The 14,673-nt window shown below is 72.8% G+C and carries 16 protein-coding genes and 1 pseudogene; 11 read left to right on the forward strand and 6 right to left on the reverse strand.

The window, feature by feature from the left end; genetic code table 11:
- The first annotated feature begins 93 nt into the window (after window positions 1-93).
- From ABL57_RS22560 to ABL57_RS19895, 7 genes are all read left to right on the forward strand, one after another.
- The gene (locus ABL57_RS22560; protein ID WP_047805213.1) at window positions 94-477 is read left to right on the forward strand and encodes a hypothetical protein; all 384 of its coding nucleotides are present in this window, start codon (window positions 94-96) and stop codon (window positions 475-477) included.
- The gene (locus tag ABL57_RS22565; RefSeq protein WP_053005224.1) at window positions 474-782 is read left to right on the forward strand and encodes a WhiB family transcriptional regulator; all 309 of its coding nucleotides are present in this window, start codon (window positions 474-476) and stop codon (window positions 780-782) included. Before ABL57_RS22560 ends, ABL57_RS22565 begins: the two co-directional genes overlap by 4 nt.
- Window positions 779-961, forward strand: a complete 183-nt coding sequence (locus tag ABL57_RS19875; protein ID WP_047805214.1) for a hypothetical protein — start codon at window positions 779-781, stop codon at window positions 959-961. Before ABL57_RS22565 ends, ABL57_RS19875 begins: the two co-directional genes overlap by 4 nt.
- The gene (locus tag ABL57_RS19880) at window positions 958-1,251 is read left to right on the forward strand and encodes a hypothetical protein (RefSeq protein ID WP_047805215.1); all 294 of its coding nucleotides are present in this window, start codon (window positions 958-960) and stop codon (window positions 1,249-1,251) included. The genes ABL57_RS19875 and ABL57_RS19880 overlap by 4 nt, the downstream gene beginning before the upstream one ends.
- A 269-nt stretch (window positions 1,252-1,520) precedes the next feature.
- Window positions 1,521-2,645, forward strand: coding sequence for a phage major capsid protein (locus tag ABL57_RS20955; RefSeq protein ID WP_053005225.1), 1,125 nt, complete (start codon window positions 1,521-1,523; stop codon window positions 2,643-2,645).
- Window positions 2,646-3,012: 367 nt separating this feature from the next.
- Window positions 3,013-3,795: a GAF domain-containing protein gene (locus ABL57_RS19890; protein WP_152683479.1), complete on the forward strand. Its 783-nt coding sequence runs from the start codon at window positions 3,013-3,015 to the stop codon at window positions 3,793-3,795.
- A 23-nt stretch (window positions 3,796-3,818) separates the two neighbouring features.
- Window positions 3,819-4,274: a Panacea domain-containing protein gene (locus ABL57_RS19895; RefSeq protein WP_203225694.1), complete on the forward strand. Its 456-nt coding sequence runs from the start codon at window positions 3,819-3,821 to the stop codon at window positions 4,272-4,274.
- Window positions 4,275-4,362: 88 nt separating this feature from the next.
- Here ABL57_RS19895 and ABL57_RS22100 read toward each other — a convergent pair whose 3' ends face one another.
- Window positions 4,363-4,854, reverse strand: coding sequence for a hypothetical protein (locus ABL57_RS22100; protein ID WP_152683480.1), 492 nt, complete (start codon window positions 4,852-4,854; stop codon window positions 4,363-4,365).
- Window positions 4,855-4,933: 79 nt separating this feature from the next.
- Here ABL57_RS22100 and ABL57_RS19905 point away from each other — a divergent pair.
- From ABL57_RS19905 to ABL57_RS19920, 4 genes and pseudogenes are all read left to right on the forward strand, one after another.
- Window positions 4,934-6,277, forward strand: a pseudogene (locus ABL57_RS19905) (YifB family Mg chelatase-like AAA ATPase); the annotation flags it as partial.
- Between the two features lie 38 nt (window positions 6,278-6,315).
- Window positions 6,316-7,542 (forward strand): DNA-processing protein DprA, encoded by a 1,227-nt coding sequence (locus ABL57_RS19910; RefSeq protein ID WP_047805218.1) that lies wholly within the window; start codon window positions 6,316-6,318, stop codon window positions 7,540-7,542.
- A gap of 9 nt (window positions 7,543-7,551) precedes the next feature.
- On the forward strand, window positions 7,552-8,502 hold the full coding sequence (locus tag ABL57_RS19915; RefSeq protein WP_047805219.1) for a tyrosine-type recombinase/integrase: 951 nt from the start codon (window positions 7,552-7,554) through the stop codon (window positions 8,500-8,502).
- 317 nt (window positions 8,503-8,819) lie between these two features.
- Window positions 8,820-9,323, forward strand: coding sequence for a DUF3145 domain-containing protein (locus ABL57_RS19920; protein WP_047805220.1), 504 nt, complete (start codon window positions 8,820-8,822; stop codon window positions 9,321-9,323).
- A gap of 98 nt (window positions 9,324-9,421) precedes the next feature.
- Here ABL57_RS19920 and ABL57_RS19925 read toward each other — a convergent pair whose 3' ends face one another.
- From ABL57_RS19925 to ABL57_RS19945, 5 genes are all read right to left on the reverse strand, one after another.
- On the reverse strand, window positions 9,422-10,681 hold the full coding sequence (locus ABL57_RS19925) for a beta-ketoacyl synthase (RefSeq protein ID WP_047805221.1): 1,260 nt from the start codon (window positions 10,679-10,681) through the stop codon (window positions 9,422-9,424).
- Window positions 10,682-10,793: 112 nt separating this feature from the next.
- The gene (locus ABL57_RS19930) at window positions 10,794-11,039 is read right to left on the reverse strand and encodes an acyl carrier protein (RefSeq protein WP_017833742.1); all 246 of its coding nucleotides are present in this window, start codon (window positions 11,037-11,039) and stop codon (window positions 10,794-10,796) included.
- Between the two features lie 207 nt (window positions 11,040-11,246).
- On the reverse strand, window positions 11,247-12,314 hold the full coding sequence (locus tag ABL57_RS19935) for a beta-ketoacyl-ACP synthase III (RefSeq protein WP_047805222.1): 1,068 nt from the start codon (window positions 12,312-12,314) through the stop codon (window positions 11,247-11,249).
- 111 nt (window positions 12,315-12,425) lie between these two features.
- Window positions 12,426-13,340 (reverse strand): ACP S-malonyltransferase, encoded by a 915-nt coding sequence (locus ABL57_RS19940; RefSeq protein WP_047805223.1) that lies wholly within the window; start codon window positions 13,338-13,340, stop codon window positions 12,426-12,428.
- Between the two features lie 78 nt (window positions 13,341-13,418).
- On the reverse strand, window positions 13,419-14,673 hold a 1,255-nt coding region (locus ABL57_RS19945), incomplete at its 5' end, for a PucR family transcriptional regulator (RefSeq protein WP_371212502.1).

The following is a 14,673-nucleotide window of genomic DNA, read 5'->3' on the forward strand; positions in this document are numbered from 1 at the left end:
ACAGCCGTATCGGCCCCCCAGCACGTTTCCCACCTCCTCTGTATAGAGGTGGGAACGCGGGGGAGAGGCCGAAGTAGAAAGAGAGAACAAGCCATGAGCACCACCCCGACCCGCACGACCGGCATGGACATCGCACACGTCCTCGCACAGCACCAGCGGCTCACCCTGTACGGAAACGCCGACCACGTCGACGACCCGCTGCTCGCCGCCGGGTTCATGTTCGACCCGGAGTTCTACGCCGAGGTCGACGCCGCCCGCGAATGGATCGTCGAGCACCTCGCGCCCCTGCCCTACGGGTCACGCAAGATCGGCCCGGTCACGTGGGCGCTGCGCATGCTCATGCTCGCCGACACCGGCCGGTGCGTCAGCGAGGGCGCGTTCATCGTCGCCGCCGTCCAGGCAGGGGCGGCCGTCACCTGGCAGCCCGAGCGCCGCGACGTCATCCTCAACGCCGCGTTCGGCGGGTTCACCCGATGAGCGCCACCCGCACCCCGAAGTCCCTGCGAGCGCCGGACGGTCACGAGCAGTTCCTCGCCGTCCTCGCCGAGCACCTCGACAACGGCGCCGTCATCCCCTGCACCGGCCCCGGCTGGGCCGCCTGGACGGCCGACGACGGCCCCGCCGCAGCCCGGGCGGCCGACCGGTGCCTCGACTGCCCCGCACTGGCAGCCTGCGCCGCCTACGCCGTCCAGGCACCCGAACCTGCAGGCGTGTGGGGCGGCACCACCCCGAACGACCGGGCACACAGCACGCGTGCCACCGAGCAAGGAGCAGCAGCATGAGCGCCACCCGACCCGTCACCGTCAACAGCTACACGTGGCGCAACGGCGCCCAGCACACCCCCGGGGTGCTGCTGCAGGCCGGTCCGACCCGGATCTTCGTGCCCCTGGTCGACGCGTACGCGCTCGCCGACCAGCTGGTCGACACCGCCGAGAACATCGAACGAGGAGAGCAAGCATGAGCACCAACGACCCCCAGCAGCAGCGGCGGGCGATCGCCACCCGCGGTCGCACCCTCTCGCTGACGACCGCCGTCCTCACCGGGGACGAGCAACACGTCCGGGCGATCATGGCCGACCTCGCCGCCGACCCGGACGGGGGAGCAGCCTCGGCGGCCGTGATCCTCGACCTCGCCGGTGAGCTCGGGCAGCTGCTCACCGCCGTCACCGGTTCACAACCCGCGGCCGTTGAGCACCTCGACCTGTCCCTCGCCGAGCTCGGCGTCCAAGCGGCCGAGGACGACCCCGCGTAGAATGGGCGGTGAACCTCCCTTTCGGTTCACCAGAGCACCGTCCCGGCCCGCCGTCGAGGAGCCCATCAGGGCCAAGACCGCGGGCCGGGGCACCGCTCACCACCAGCACCACCCCGGACGGCCAGCCCGCCGGCCTCACAGCTCCGCCGAGGAGCCGCACCCGCGGCCAAGGCGTTGAGCACACGGCCCGCGCAGCGCCCGCCTAGTCCAGTCAGCACACACCGCCGCGCGCACCGTCTCGTGCGCGCCCACCTGATTGGAACAGACCAATGCGCAAGTACAGCACCATCCTCACCGAGCTCCGCCCGGTCCTCGCCGACGTCAAGGGCGGGGACTGCGACCCCGAGAAGGTCGCCCGGCTGCGGGCGCTCACCACCGAGGCAGCCGAGGCCAAGTCCCGCGAGCAGGCCGAGGGCGACGAGCTGCTCGCCACGCTCAATGCAGGCGTGGCCGCAAGCGGCGCCGCGTCCAGCGAGGGCAAGCGCCTCACCCGGGCCGGGCTCAAGTCCACCGCCCGCAAGCTCGGCGAGAACCTCAAGCACGGTGCCGCCGAGCAGAAAGCCGCCGTGAGCATGGGCGCCTACACGGCCCCGATCCAGCTCACCGAGCCCGCGACGATGGGCACCCCGCCGCAGGGGTTCGTCGAGGCCCTCGGCGTCGACGTGTTCCCCGACCGGTTCTTCTCCTTCCTCAAGCAGACCAGCCGCGCGCTCAACGCCGGGGTGGTCCCCGAGGGGCAGCTCAAGCCCACCAGCTCGATCGGGTTGGAGCGGGTGCAGGGCGAGACCCAGGTCATCGCCCACGTGTCCGAGCCGATCAGCGAGCAACTGCTCGCCGACGTCGCATCCGTGTCCGCCGTCGTCGGCAACGAGCTCATGTTCGGGCTGTACCAGGCCCTTGAGCAGCAGGTGCTCTACGGCACCGGCGCCGGTGAGCTGCACGGCGTGCTCGTGCAGGACGGCGTGCAGGTCGTGTCCACCGGCACCCGCCCGGTCGACCGGCTGCGCAATGCGCTCACCGCGCTGCAGATGCAGGGCTACACCGCCGGGCTCATCGCCCTCAACCCTTCCGATTGGGCGGGCATCGAGCTCGCCACCACCGGCACCAACGGGGCAGGCGACTACATGCTCGGCGGGCCGGTGGACTCCGCCGCGCAGAAGCTGTGGGGCACGCAGGTCGTGCTCACCACCGCGCTCACCGTGGGCGAGGCCGTGGTGCTCGACCCCAAGCAGCTCGGCATCGCCTCGACCGGCAACATCAACCTGCACGTCGGTCAGCCCGGCGACGCGTTCACCCGCAACCAGGTCGTGTTCCGCTGCGAGGGCCGGTTCGAGACCATGCTGCGGCAGCCCGCGGCCGTGGCCCGCGTGGCCCTGACCGACCCGGCCGCGTGACCGGTGCGGCGTGAGCCGCTGTGAGGCTCTGAGGGGCGGTGTCCGGGCGGGCGCCGCCCCTCAGTCGTGCCGGGTGTCGCGGCGCCCGCAGCGGGGTGCTGGGCGGCTGCGGCAGGTGTGCCTGCAGGGGTAGGGGGGTGCAAATGTTGACGATGCCCCGGGCGCCGACGAGGGGCTCCGTTAGTCTGCCGCGCGCGAGGACACCCCCACCCCATCGCGCGCGCGCACGCGTAACCCAAGCGGTCCCGTTCGCCTTAAGGCCTAAGGCTCTCAGCGGCGCTCTCGCGGTGCTCAGGTAGGGTTTGGATGCGTATCGAAAGAAGGGTGCCAGTAAGTGGGATGGTTTTGGGGCTCCTGGCCTGCCAAGGTGGCGGGCTGGACCATGCCAGCAGGTGGAGCCTTCGCCATGGCGGCGCCTCGGATGGTCGGCTGGGCCGACGGTGCGATAGCCCCGGTGTACGTGGCGGTTGGCGCCGGTTGCATCCTCCTGGGCACGGGCTTGAAAGAGATCGATCAGTGGTTCGTCAAGCGGGGTGCCGCTACGGAAAGCAACCGTACGGCCAACATCCTGGGAGACCTGAACAACAAGCTGGCACGGACGATCAACCAAACCTCGTCCTCGCAGGAGCGTCTCGAAACGATCGTCTCAGCGGTTCAGCACTGCACCCTCAGCTTGCTGAAGCCAGCGCACCACAGCCTTCGAGTTTGCATCTACCAACTCGACTACGACGAGGAACAGATGCCAGCCAACACGAAGCCCGGCGACCGCCCGATCGAACAGGCCCGGCTGCTGCTCGTCGGCGAGCCCCTCGGACGGGGGACAGATGCAGCTCGCGCGCAGTTCAAGTACGACGATGCAGGCAAAGACACGCTGACCAAAATCCTCGCCAGGCAGCATGTATGGTGTCGCGATACCAAGAAGCGTGCGACCCCAGGATTGCAGGAGGGGAGGAGCTACCGGTCCTACCTTTCCGTCCCGATCCTCATCGGAGGCGAGGTGGAAGGGATGCTGACGTGCGACGCGCAGGTCAAGAGCGATCTCAAGGAGAGGATGGCTCCCGTACTCCGGATGACGGCCATCGTCGCTGGGATTGGGCTGCGTCAGTCGGAGGTAGCTTCTCAACCCGTCAAACCGACGTCCTTCTTCTAGTCGACCCAGTTGAGCATGCAACAATGAGTGTTGAGGGAGGGGTGATCATGGCCACTGCGCATGATGTAGCCGCTTACATCCTCGCGGGCAACGGCCCGATGACAGCGATGAAGCTGCAGAAGCTCTGCTACTACAGCCAGGCGTTCAGCCTGGCATGGTTCAACGAACCCGTCTTTAACAACCGCATCGAAGCCTGGACTAATGGCCCTGTGGTTCGAGACCTATGGCTGTCCCACAAGGGTCAATTCAATGTGTCGGAGATCAGTGAAGGCAAGCCCGAGGCGCTGTCGAACCGTGAACGAGGGATCATCGATGCGGTATTGGAGGCCATGGGCGGACTGACCGGCAAGCAATTGAGCGACCGCACCCATAGCGAAGGCCCATGGGCGAAAAACTATGACGGTGACGACGCGTTCCCGAATGGGGAGATCACTCATGAGGAACTCGCTCACTACTATCGTCAAGTCGCCAACGCCTGAGCACCGGATCGTGATCTAGTTGAGGCCCACTTAGTCCATCCTCCGTGGCGAGGCCCCGGTGACTGTTGTCGCCGGGGCCTCGTCATTTTTATGCTCCGCCGAGCCGACTTGTGAGGGCGCGGACGAGGTCGAGAAGTGTCTGCACCGGTGCCTCGTCCCGCATGGGTTGTGCGGCGAGCTCGAAGGACTCCTTGCCGTTGCCCCGGTTCAGAGTGACGGCGATCTTATGGACGCCGCTGGGGATATGGGTGACGCGCTCGCCCGTTCGCACGTCGACGTCGATGTCGACAAGGTCGAGCGCCTCGACCTTGACAGCACGCGATTCAGCGCGGCCGTAAGTGGTGCTGATGAGCGCGTCATCAACAAGCACGTACAGCGTTCCAGATTCCTCAGTCCATGAAGTGCTTTTGACGACAGCCCATGCGTAGTCAGGTTTTTGATCGCCGAGGACCACAGCCAATCGTCGCAGCGACGGAAAGAGAAGCGTCGTCGGGTCATCGCCAAATTGTTGCGAGTAGTCGATGCTAGGGGCGATTAGGTTGTAAATCGCCATTTCGCGCGCGTGAGGGTCTGGGCTCATGGGTGCCTCCGGAGGTGGGGGGTGGGGACAGTCCCAGCGTAGCGAGTTGATGCGACAGCAAACGTAAGGCTGTTTCAAGTCTTGCTTCGACCTCGCCATCGTGCTGAGCGCCCTGCAGGCCGCCGGATCCGTGCCGGCGACCGGCCGCACCGTCTTCCTGGCCGAGCTCGGCCTCGACGGGGCGCTGCGACCGGTGCGCGGGATCCTGCCGGCGGTCATGGCGGCGGTGCGGGCCGGGCACGAGCGGATCGTCGTCTGCGAGGCCAACGCCGCCGAGGCCGCCCTGGTCCCCGGTGCCCGGGTGGCGGGCTACGGCTGCCTCGCCGAGGTGCTCGCCGCCGCCGGCGCCGATCCGCGAGGGCTGCACCGCCCCGCACCGGCCGCCCCCTCCGCCGTCGCCCCGTCCACGACCGAGCAGGGGGACCCGGAACCCGGCAGAGCGGTACCGGACGGGGCGGCCACGAGCCCCGACCTGGCCGACGTCGCCGGTCAGGAGGACGGCCGGCTGGCCCTGGAGATCGCCGCCGCGGGCGGGCACCACCTGCTCATGGTCGGCCCGCCCGGTTCCGGCAAGACGATGCTGGCCGAGCGCCTGCCCGGGCTGCTGCCCGACCTCGAGGACGACGCCGCCATGGAGGTGACCGCGATCCACTCCCTCGGCGGCCCTGCGCAGCGGCGGACCGCGCTGATCCGGCGCCCGCCCTTCGAAGCGCCGCACCACACGGTGTCCTCGGCAGCCCTGTGCGGGGGCGGGACGGGGATCCCGCGGCCCGGTGCCGCCTCTCGCGCCCACCGCGGGGTGCTGTTCCTCGACGAGGCGCCGGAGTTCGACCGCGGCGTGATCGACGCCCTGCGCCAGCCCCTGGAGAGCGGGCGGGTGACGATCGACCGGGCGGTGGCCTCGGCGGTGTACCCGGCCCGGTTCCAGCTGGTGCTCGCCGCGAACCCCTGCCCGTGCGGACAGTCCGGAGGCCGCGGGGCGGACTGCACCTGCACCCCCCGGGTGCGCCGGTCGTACTTCGGCAAGCTCAGCGGCCCGCTGCTGGACCGCGTGGACCTGCAGATCACCGTGCCCAAGGTCTCCTACGGAGAGCTCGCCTCCGGGGCGGGCCGTGCGGAGCCGACGGCCGCCGTGGCCGCCCGGGTCGCCGCCGCCCGCGGCGCGCAGGCCGAACGCCTCCGCCGGCTGGGCCTGCGCACCAACGCCGAGCTCGGCACCGCTCTCCTGCACGGGCCCCTGCGGCCGCCGCGGGCCGTCACCGCGCCGCTGGAGCGGGTGATGGACCGGGGGGCGCTGACGGCCCGGGGGCACCAGCGGGTGCTGCGCGTCGCCTGGACGCTCGCGGACCTCGACGGCCGCGGCGCGCCGGCGGTGGAGGACGTGGACACCGCCCTGTACTTCCGCTCGCTCGTGCCCGCCTGACCGCGGCACCGACCCGACCGCACTGAAGAGGACCGCCCATGCACCCCGCCCCTACCGCTCCCCGCCCCGCCGGCGACGGCGTGCGGCTGGCCCGCGCCGGGCTCTGCCGCCTCGTGGAGCCCACGGATCCCACCGCCATGCTGCTGCTGGCCACCCTCGGACCGGTCGCGGCCCTGGAGATCGCCGCCGGCCGGCGCCCGATCCGCGCGGCCGAGCACGTCGCCCTCGTCCGGGGCGCGGCGGAGGCCGGGTACGGTCCCCGGCAGGTCGACCTGCGCCGCGCACTGGAGCGCTGGGCCGGCCGCGCCGCCGGCCTGGACCCCGCCGCGGACCTCGCCACGGCCGCCCGGGCCGGGGCGTGGTACGCGGTGCCGGAGGACCCGGACTGGCCGGAGGCGCTGGCGGACCTGGGGCTGTTCCAGCCGATCGGGCTGTGGGGCCGGGGCCGGCGCGGGCTCCTCCGGTTCCCCGCCCGCCGCGCGGTGGCCGTGGTCGGCTCCCGCGACTGCTCCGGCTACGGCCGCGGGATCGCCCTGGACCTCGCCGGTGCGCTGGCCTCGCGCGGCTGGACCGTGGTCTCCGGCGGCGCCTACGGCATCGACCAGGCCGCCCACACCGCCGCCCTGGCCACCGGCACGGGCGCCCCGCCCACGGTCTCGGTCATGGCCTGCGGCATCGACAGGCTCTATCCGCCCGGCAACGACGAGCTGCTCCGCGGCGTCGAGGCCTCGGGACTGCTGCTGTGCGAGGCGTCGCCGGGGTGCACGCCCAGTCGCTACCGCTTTCTGCAGCGCAACCGGATCATCGCCGCCCTCTCGGCGGGGACCGTGGTCGTCGAGGCCCGGTGGCGCTCGGGCGCCCAGAACACCGCCCACCACGCGGACGGCCTCAGCCGCCCCGTGGGCGCCGTCCCCGGCAGCGTCCTCGCGGGGACCTCCGCCGGGTGCCACCGCCTGGTCCGGGAGGGCAGCGCCGTGCTGGTCACCGACGTCGATGACGTGCTCGAGCTGCTCCAGCCGCTGGGCGCCGCCGCGGCGGCCACCGACCCCACCGACGCCGCGGAGGGACCGGCCGCGGTGGTCGACGGCCTCTCCCAGCCCGACCGCGTGCTGCTGGACGCCCTGCCGCTGTCGGCGCGCAGCCGCCCGGACCGCCTCGTGCGGGTCGCCGGTCTGTCCGCGCGCGAGGTCCTCGGCGGACTGCACCGGCTCGAGGAGCGCGGGCTGGCCGAGGGGTCGGAGGAGGGCTGGCGCCGACGTCGCTAGACTCCCCCCATGAGCACCGCTCCCGCCCCGCTGCCGACGGCCGTGACCCGCGCCCTGGAGCGGTACGCGGAGCACCTGCGGCACGAGAAGGCGCGCAGTCCCCGCACCGTCGGCGCCTACACCTCGGACCTGCGGGCGCTGTTCGCCTGGCTGCACGAGCGCTATGCCGTGGCCACGCCCGCGGCCGTGGACCTGGACATGCTGCGGGCGTGGCTGGCCACGCGGCACGCAGGCGGCGCGGGTCGCTCCTCGATGGCGCGCTGGACGGCCTCGGTCCGCGGCTTCTTCGGCTGGGCCGCCGCCACCGGTCTCGTGGGCGCCGACCCGAGCCTGCGGCTCGTGGCCCCCCGGCGGCAGCGCCACCTCCCGGACGTAGTGCCCGCCGACGGGATGCGGGTGCTGCTCGACGACCTCGCCGGGCGCGCCGCGGACCCGGGCGCCGCCGGGCACGAGGGCGCCCTGCGCGCGCGGGACCGGGCGCTCCTGGAGCTGCTCTACGCCACGGGCGCCCGGGTGAGCGAGCTCGCGGGCGCCGACGTCGACGACCTCGACCGCAACCGGCGGGTGCTCACCGTGATCGGCAAGGGCGACAAGCAGCGCACCGTGCCCTTCGGGCGCCCCGCCGACGAGGCGCTGCAGATCTGGCTGGCCCGGAGGCCGCTGCTGGCCACGGCCGGGAGCGGGCCGGCGCTCTTCCTCGGGTCCCGGGGCGGTCGGATCGACGTCCGCCAGGTCCGCCGGGTCGTGGAGCGCGAGCTCGGCACGGTCCCGGACACCGCGGCGCGCGGGCCCCACGCGCTGCGCCACTCCGCCGCCACCCACCTCGTGGACGGCGGCGCTGACCTGCGCACCGTGCAGGAGCTGCTGGGCCACGCCTCCGTGGCCACCACGCAGATCTACACGCACGTCTCCGTGGACCGGCTCGGAGCGGTGTACCGCCAGGCCCACCCGCGCGCCTGAGGCCGCGCCTGCGTCCGCGGCGAGCCGGCGCCGACGGCCGCGCGACGTCGCACAGGTTGACGGCCCCGGAAACCGTGCAGTTGAATGAGATGCGTAGTGTATCCACCGCTCCGGACCGCCCGGCAGGTCGCGGACCGGGACGGCGGGTACGGCACCGGGCCGACCGGACGCCGTGCGGGCCTCGAATCCCCGCGGTGCACGGGCCGGCCGCACAATCGCATCGCCCGGGAGCGGCCCGCACACCGCGACCCGGAGGGTGGGGCCGTTGCCGTGCAGGGCGTCGGGGAAGACGTACCTACACGACGGAGGAGCAGGTCATGTCTTCACCCACCACGCGCGGAGTGCTCTACGTGCACTCCGCGCCACAGGCGCTGTGCCCGCACATCCAGTGGGCGCTGGAGTCGGTCGCGCGCCAGCGCACGGAGCTGGAGTGGACCCAGCAGAACGCCGAGCCGGGCACCGTGCGCGCCGAGCTGGAGTGGTCGGGCCCCGCCGGCACCGGCGCGCTGCTGGCCTCCGCCCTGCGTACGATGGGCCGGCTCCGGTTCGAGGTGACGGAGAACCCCTCCCGCGGCCACGACGGTGCGCGCTGGTCCTTCACCCCGGACCTCGGGATCTTCCACGCCACCACCGACGCCGCCGGCAACATCATGGTCTCCGAGGACCGGATCCGCTACGCCTACGAGACCGCGGCCGGCAATCCGCTGCTCGTGATCAACGAGCTCTCGCTCGCCCTCGGCGAGGCCTGGGACGAGGAGCTGGAGCCGTTCCGGCACGCCGCGGAGGGCGCTCCGGTGCGCTGGCTGCACCGGGTCGGCTGAGCGCACCCGGTCCCGCTCCGCCTCCGAGGGACCGGACACGCCACGAGGGTCGCCCCGCGATGCGGGGCGACCCTCGTGGCGTGTGCCGGGCGGACCGGTCAGACGGTGCGGAACGCGGCGACGGCGTTGTGCCCGCCGAAGCCGAAGGAGTTCGACACGGCGACGAAGTCCCCGCCCGGCAGGTCCCGGGCGTCCGTGACGACGTCGAGGTCGATCTCCGGGTCCTGGTTCTCCAGGTTGATGGTGCACGGGGCGGTGCGGTGGTGCACGGCGAGGACGGTCAGCACGGCCTCCACGGCACCGGAGCCGCCCAGGAGGTGCCCGGTCATGGACTTGGTGGCGGAGACGCACATGTCGTCCACGGCCGAGCCGAAGGCGCGCCGCAGGGCACCGGCCTCGGGGGCGTCGCCCCGGGGAGTGGAGGTGGCGTGGGCGTTGACGTGCTTGACGTCGCCCGGCGCGAACCCGCCGGTCTGCATGGCCTCGTCGAGGGCGCGGGCGGCGCCGCGGCCCTCGTCGTCGGGCGCGGTGATGTGGTAGGCGTCGGAGGTCAGGCCGGCTCCGGCCAGCTCCGCGTAGACGCGGGCGCCGCGGGCCTTGGCGTGCTCCTCCGACTCGAGCACCACGGCGCCGGCTCCCTCGCCCATCACGAAGCCGTCGCGGGCCGTGTCGTAGGGCCGGGACGCGCGCTCGGGCTCGTCGTTGCGCTTGGACAGCGCCTGCATCGAGGAGAACGCGGCGATGGTCACGGGGTGGATCGCGGATTCGGCCCCGCCGACCACCACGAGGTCGGCCTTCCCGGAGCGGATGAGGTTCATGCCCTGGTAGAAGGCCTCCGTGCCGGAGGCGCAGGCCGAGACGGGGGTGATCGAGGCGGCGCGGGCCTTGAGGTCCATGCCGACGGCAGCGGCGTTGCCGTTGGGCATGAGCATCGGCACGGTCAGCGGCATGACGCGGCGGGCCCCGCGCTTCTGCAGGGTGTCGTAGGCGTCGAGCAGGGTCCAGACCCCGCCGATGCCGGTGCCGAAGGCGACGGCGAAACGGTCGGGGTCGACCTCCGCGGAGTCCTCGGCGTTGGGGCCGGAGAACCCGGCGTCCGCCCAGGCCTCGCGGGCGGCGATGACGGACAGCTGCCCCGAGGGGTCCAGGCGCTTGGCCTCGACGCGGGAGAGCACCTCGCCGGCGGGGGTCGAGACCGGCGCGGCGATCCGCACGCCGAGATCGTAGGTGTCCACCCAGTCGTGCTCGAGGGCGCGGACACCGGAGACGCCGGTGGTGGCGCTGCGCCACAGCTCGGGGACGGTGCCACCGATCGGGGTGGTGGCACCGAGACCGGTGACGACTACTTTGCGGGTCATGACTGCACTTCCTCGTGTCCTGGGATGAAGCGGTGGGCGGCCCGCCCGGGGGCGGGTCGGCGGGACGCGGCGGTTCCTGCGCCCCGCCGCGTCCCGCTGACGACCGGCCGAGTCAGGCCTGGGCGTTGTCGATGAAGTTGACGGCGTCCTCGACGGTCTTGAGGTTCTTGACCTCCTCGTCGGGGATGGTCACGTCGAACTTCTCCTCGGCGTTGACCACGATGGTCATCATCGAGATGGAGTCGATGTCCAGGTCCTCGGTGAAGGACTTGTCGAGCTGGACCGCCTCGGTCTCCAGACCGGTCTCCTCGTTGACGATCTCCGCCAGGCCGGTCAGGATTTCCTCTTTGCTCGCCATAGTGTGGCTTCCTTTCTGTGCGGCTGCCGGGGCAGCCGGTGGTGACGGGCGCTCCCGGTCGGGTGCCGGGCGCATCTGTCCCGGTCAGGCCGTGCGGCCGGGCCGGGGGACAACGGGTGTGCGGTTCAACCCTACGACGAGTCGCAGAGGCCCCGCGCCGGATCCGACACGTGCCCGGACCAGGATCCGGGCACGTGCCGCCGGGGATCAGGGGAGGACGACGACCTGCGCCCCGTAGACCAGGCCGGCGCCGAAGCCGATCTGCAGGGCCAGCTTGCCGGACAGCTCCGGGTGCTCGGCGAGCAGCCGGTGCGTGGCCAGCGGGACGGAGGCGGCGGAGGTGTTGCCGGCGTCGGCGATGTCGCGGGCGATGACCACGGAGTCCGGCAGCTTCAGCGTCTTGGCCATCTGGTCGATGATCCGCATGTTCGCCTGGTGCGGGATGAAGGCCCCGAGGTCCTCGGGCCCCACGCCGGCGACGTCCATGGCCTCCTGGGCCCGCTTGGCGACCTCCCACGAGGCCCAGCGGAAGACCGTCTGCCCGTCCTGGCGCAGCGTGGGCCACAGGGTCGCGTCCTCGCGCACCTCGCCGGTGTCCGGATCGAGGAGGTCGGGGGAGGGCGTGCGCTCCCGGCCCTGCTCCACGGCGCGGACGTCCGTGAGCGGGTGGGTCATCCGGATGGCGTCCCACTTGGAGCCGTCCGAGCCCCACACGGACGGGCCGATGCCGGGGGTCTCGGAACGGCCGACCACCGCCGCGCCGGCGCCGTCGCCGAGCAGGAACGAGATGGAGCGCTCGCTGTTGTCGATGACGTCGGAGAGCTTCTCCACACCGATGACCAGCACGTAGTCCGCCGCCCCGGAGCGCACCAGGGCGTCGGCCTGGGCGATGCCGTAGCAGTAGCCGGCGCAGGCCGCGGAGATGTCGAAGGCGGGCGCCGGAGTGGCTCCCAGCCGCTCCGCGAGGGCCGCGGCCGCGGAGGGGGTGAGGTAGGGGAAGGAGATCGTGGAGACGATCACCCCGCCCAGCTGCGAGGCCTCGATCCCGGCGGCGGCCAGCGCCTCGCGGGCGGCGTGCTCGGACATGTCCAGCACGCTCACCTCCTCGGCGGCGCGGTGCCGGGTCCTGATGCCGGTGCGCTGCTGGATCCACTCGTCGGAGGACTCGATCCACTGGCACACGTCGTCGTTGGTCACGACCACGTCCGGGCGGTAGACCCCGAGGCCGAGGATGCGGGAGTGCGCGTTGTTCTGCTGCTGCTTCAGGGTCACCACAGGGGTCGTTGCTCCTTCGTGCGGCCGGGCGCGGCGGTCGGGCCTGCTGGGCGGGGCGGGGCGGCTGCTCCGGCCTCGGGACGTGCTGCGCACCGGGTGCGCAGGCGGACGTCAGACAAGAATACTCCGGGCCTGCGCCAGGTCCTCGGCGGAGTTCACGGCCAGGGCCGGCACGCCCTTCATGGCGCGCTTGGCCAGGCCGACCAGGGTCCCGGCCGGCGGCAGCTCGATCAGCTGCTCGACGCCGCGCTCCAGCAGCGTCTGCGTGCACAGGTCCCAGCGGACCGGGCGGCAGACCTGGGCCACGAGCGCGTCGAGGGCCGCCGCGCCGGAGGCCACGGGGGCGCCGTCGGCGTTGGAGAGCAGCGGGTGCACGGGGTCGGCGGGGGAGAGGTCCGCCACGAGCTCGCGGAGGGGCCCGAGGGCGGGGGCCATGTGCTCGGTGTGGAACGCCCCGGCGACCTTGAGGGGCACGACGCGGGCCCGGGCGGGCGGGTGCTCGGCGAGGGCGGCGAGCTGCTCGAGGGTGCCGGCGGCGACGGTCTGCCCGCCGCCGTTGGCGTTGGCGGCGGTGAGCCCGGCCGCCCGGATCGCGTCGCGGACCTCGTCCTCCTTGCCGCCCAGGACGGCGCTCATGCCGGTGGGCAGGGCCGCGGCGGCCTCCGCCATGGCGTTGGCGCGGGTCCGGACGAACGCCATGGCGTCCTCCTCGGTGAGGACCCCGGCCAGGGCGGCGGCGGTGATCTCCCCGACGGAGTGCCCGGCGAGGACCAGGTCCTCCCGCCCGGCGCCGATGCGGTCGGCCAGCAGGCGGCCGGCCACGAGCCCGGCGGCCACGATGAGTGGCTGGGCCACGGCGGTGTCCTTGATGGTCTCCTCGTCCGCCTCGGTCCCGTAGTGCACGAGGTCCAACCCGGCGGCCTCGCCCAGCCGCTCGAGGTGGGGGCGCACGCCGTCGAGGGCGAGCCACTCGGTGAGGAAGCCGGGTTTCTGGGAGCCCTGTCCGGGGCAGACGATCGCGATCACCCTGACAGCTTGGCAAGGAAGCGCCGCGTGGCGCGGGCGCGGAGGCCACCAACCCGCGCGGCGGTGTTTGTAGGGAAGCTACAAGACCGGTGCCGGGGCGGGGGCGGAGGTGTCGAGCGGCGCGCAGGAGTCGGCCAGCCGCCCGGCGAGCAGGGCGCAGTGCAGCACGAACGCGTCCCGCGGGACGAGGGGGTCCCAGCCGGTGAGGTCGCAGATCCGGCGCAGCCGGTAGCGGACCGTGTTCGCGTGCACGAACAGCTCCCGGGCGGTGGCCTCCAGGGAGTGGCCCACGGAGACGTAGGCCGAGAGGGTCTCCGCCAGCCCGGTGGCCGATCGGGTCAGCGGCCGGTAGACCGACTCGACCATCGCCGCGCGCGCCGCCTCGTCCCCGGCCATGGCCCGCTCGGGCCACAGGTCCTCGGAGTGCACCGGTCGCGGCGCGGCCGGCCAGGCCGGAGCCACGGACAGGGCCGCGTGGGCGAGCCGGGCGGACCGGCCCGCCTCGAAGATGGTGGGGGACTCCGGGCCGTAGGCGACCGGTCCGGGACCGAACGCGGCGGTGAGCTTCTCCAGGGCGGTCTCCCGGTCCACCAGACCGCCGAGGATGAGCACCAGCCGGTCGCCCTGGATGGAGACGAGGGAGTCCTGCGCGTGGCGGGCGGCGAGCCGCCGCAGCCGGGCGACCGTGGCGGGGCCGGTGGCCTCCGGTGCGGAGCCGGTGAGCACGGTGACCGGGCCGGTCGAGGCCCAGCCCAGGGCCGCCACGCGGGAGCGCAGGGAGTCGGAGTGCTCGCCCCGCAGGATCCCGTCCACGACCAGGGACTCCAGCCGGGCGTCCCAGGACCCCCGGTTCTCGGCGGCCCGCGCGTAGACGTCGGCGGCGGCGAAGGCGATCTCCCTCGAGTACCGCAGCACGGCCTCGCGCAGCGCGGCCTCGTCGTGGTGCTTGGCGAGCTCGGGAACCTTCTCCTCGACCACGTCGACCACGATCCGCAGCAGCTGCAGCGCGTGCTGCAGCGAGATGGAGCGGGTCAGCTCGGTCGGGGCGCTGCGGAAGACCTGGGTGAGCACCCACAGGGGCTCCTCCGGGTCCTCGTACCAGCGCACGAACGAGGAGATGCCGCGCTGGGCCACCAGGCCCAGCTCGGAGCGCTCGTCGGCGCGCAGCTCCTCGAACCAGCCGAGGTCCGTCTCGAGACGGCGGGTGGCGACCGTGGAGATCGCCCCCAGGTTCGCCTTGAGGTTCTCGAGCGTCTTGGGGTGCGGCGGGGTGACGGGACGGGACTTGTCGGTGGGCCGCTTGCGCGAGGGGCGCAGCCAGCGCGCCGTCGGG

The sequence above is a fragment of the Kocuria sp. SM24M-10 genome (genome assembly GCF_001027955.1).
GTDB classification, from domain to species: domain Bacteria; phylum Actinomycetota; class Actinomycetes; order Actinomycetales; family Micrococcaceae; genus Kocuria; species Kocuria oceani.

Bases quoted from the DNA above. Each gene is read 5' to 3' on its own strand.
- ABL57_RS19915 (WP_047805219.1), top strand. From the start codon at position 7,552: ATGAGCACCGCTCCCGCCCCGCTGCCGACGGCCGTGACCCGCGCCCTG.
- ABL57_RS22100 (WP_152683480.1), bottom strand. From the start codon at position 4,854: ATGAGCCCAGACCCTCACGCGCGCGAAATGGCGATTTACAACCTAATC.
- ABL57_RS19880 (WP_047805215.1), top strand. From the start codon at position 958: ATGAGCACCAACGACCCCCAGCAGCAGCGGCGGGCGATCGCCACCCGC.
- ABL57_RS19895 (WP_203225694.1), top strand. From the start codon at position 3,819: ATGAGTGTTGAGGGAGGGGTGATCATGGCCACTGCGCATGATGTAGCC.
- ABL57_RS19910 (WP_047805218.1), top strand. From the start codon at position 6,316: ATGCACCCCGCCCCTACCGCTCCCCGCCCCGCCGGCGACGGCGTGCGG.
- ABL57_RS19875 (WP_047805214.1), top strand. From the start codon at position 779: ATGAGCGCCACCCGACCCGTCACCGTCAACAGCTACACGTGGCGCAAC.
- ABL57_RS19930 (WP_017833742.1), bottom strand. From the start codon at position 11,039: ATGGCGAGCAAAGAGGAAATCCTGACCGGCCTGGCGGAGATCGTCAAC.
- ABL57_RS19920 (WP_047805220.1), top strand. From the start codon at position 8,820: ATGTCTTCACCCACCACGCGCGGAGTGCTCTACGTGCACTCCGCGCCA.
- ABL57_RS22560 (WP_047805213.1), top strand. From the start codon at position 94: ATGAGCACCACCCCGACCCGCACGACCGGCATGGACATCGCACACGTC.
- ABL57_RS22565 (WP_053005224.1), top strand. From the start codon at position 474: ATGAGCGCCACCCGCACCCCGAAGTCCCTGCGAGCGCCGGACGGTCAC.
- ABL57_RS19925 (WP_047805221.1), bottom strand. From the start codon at position 10,681: ATGACCCGCAAAGTAGTCGTCACCGGTCTCGGTGCCACCACCCCGATC.
- ABL57_RS20955 (WP_053005225.1), top strand. From the start codon at position 1,521: ATGCGCAAGTACAGCACCATCCTCACCGAGCTCCGCCCGGTCCTCGCC.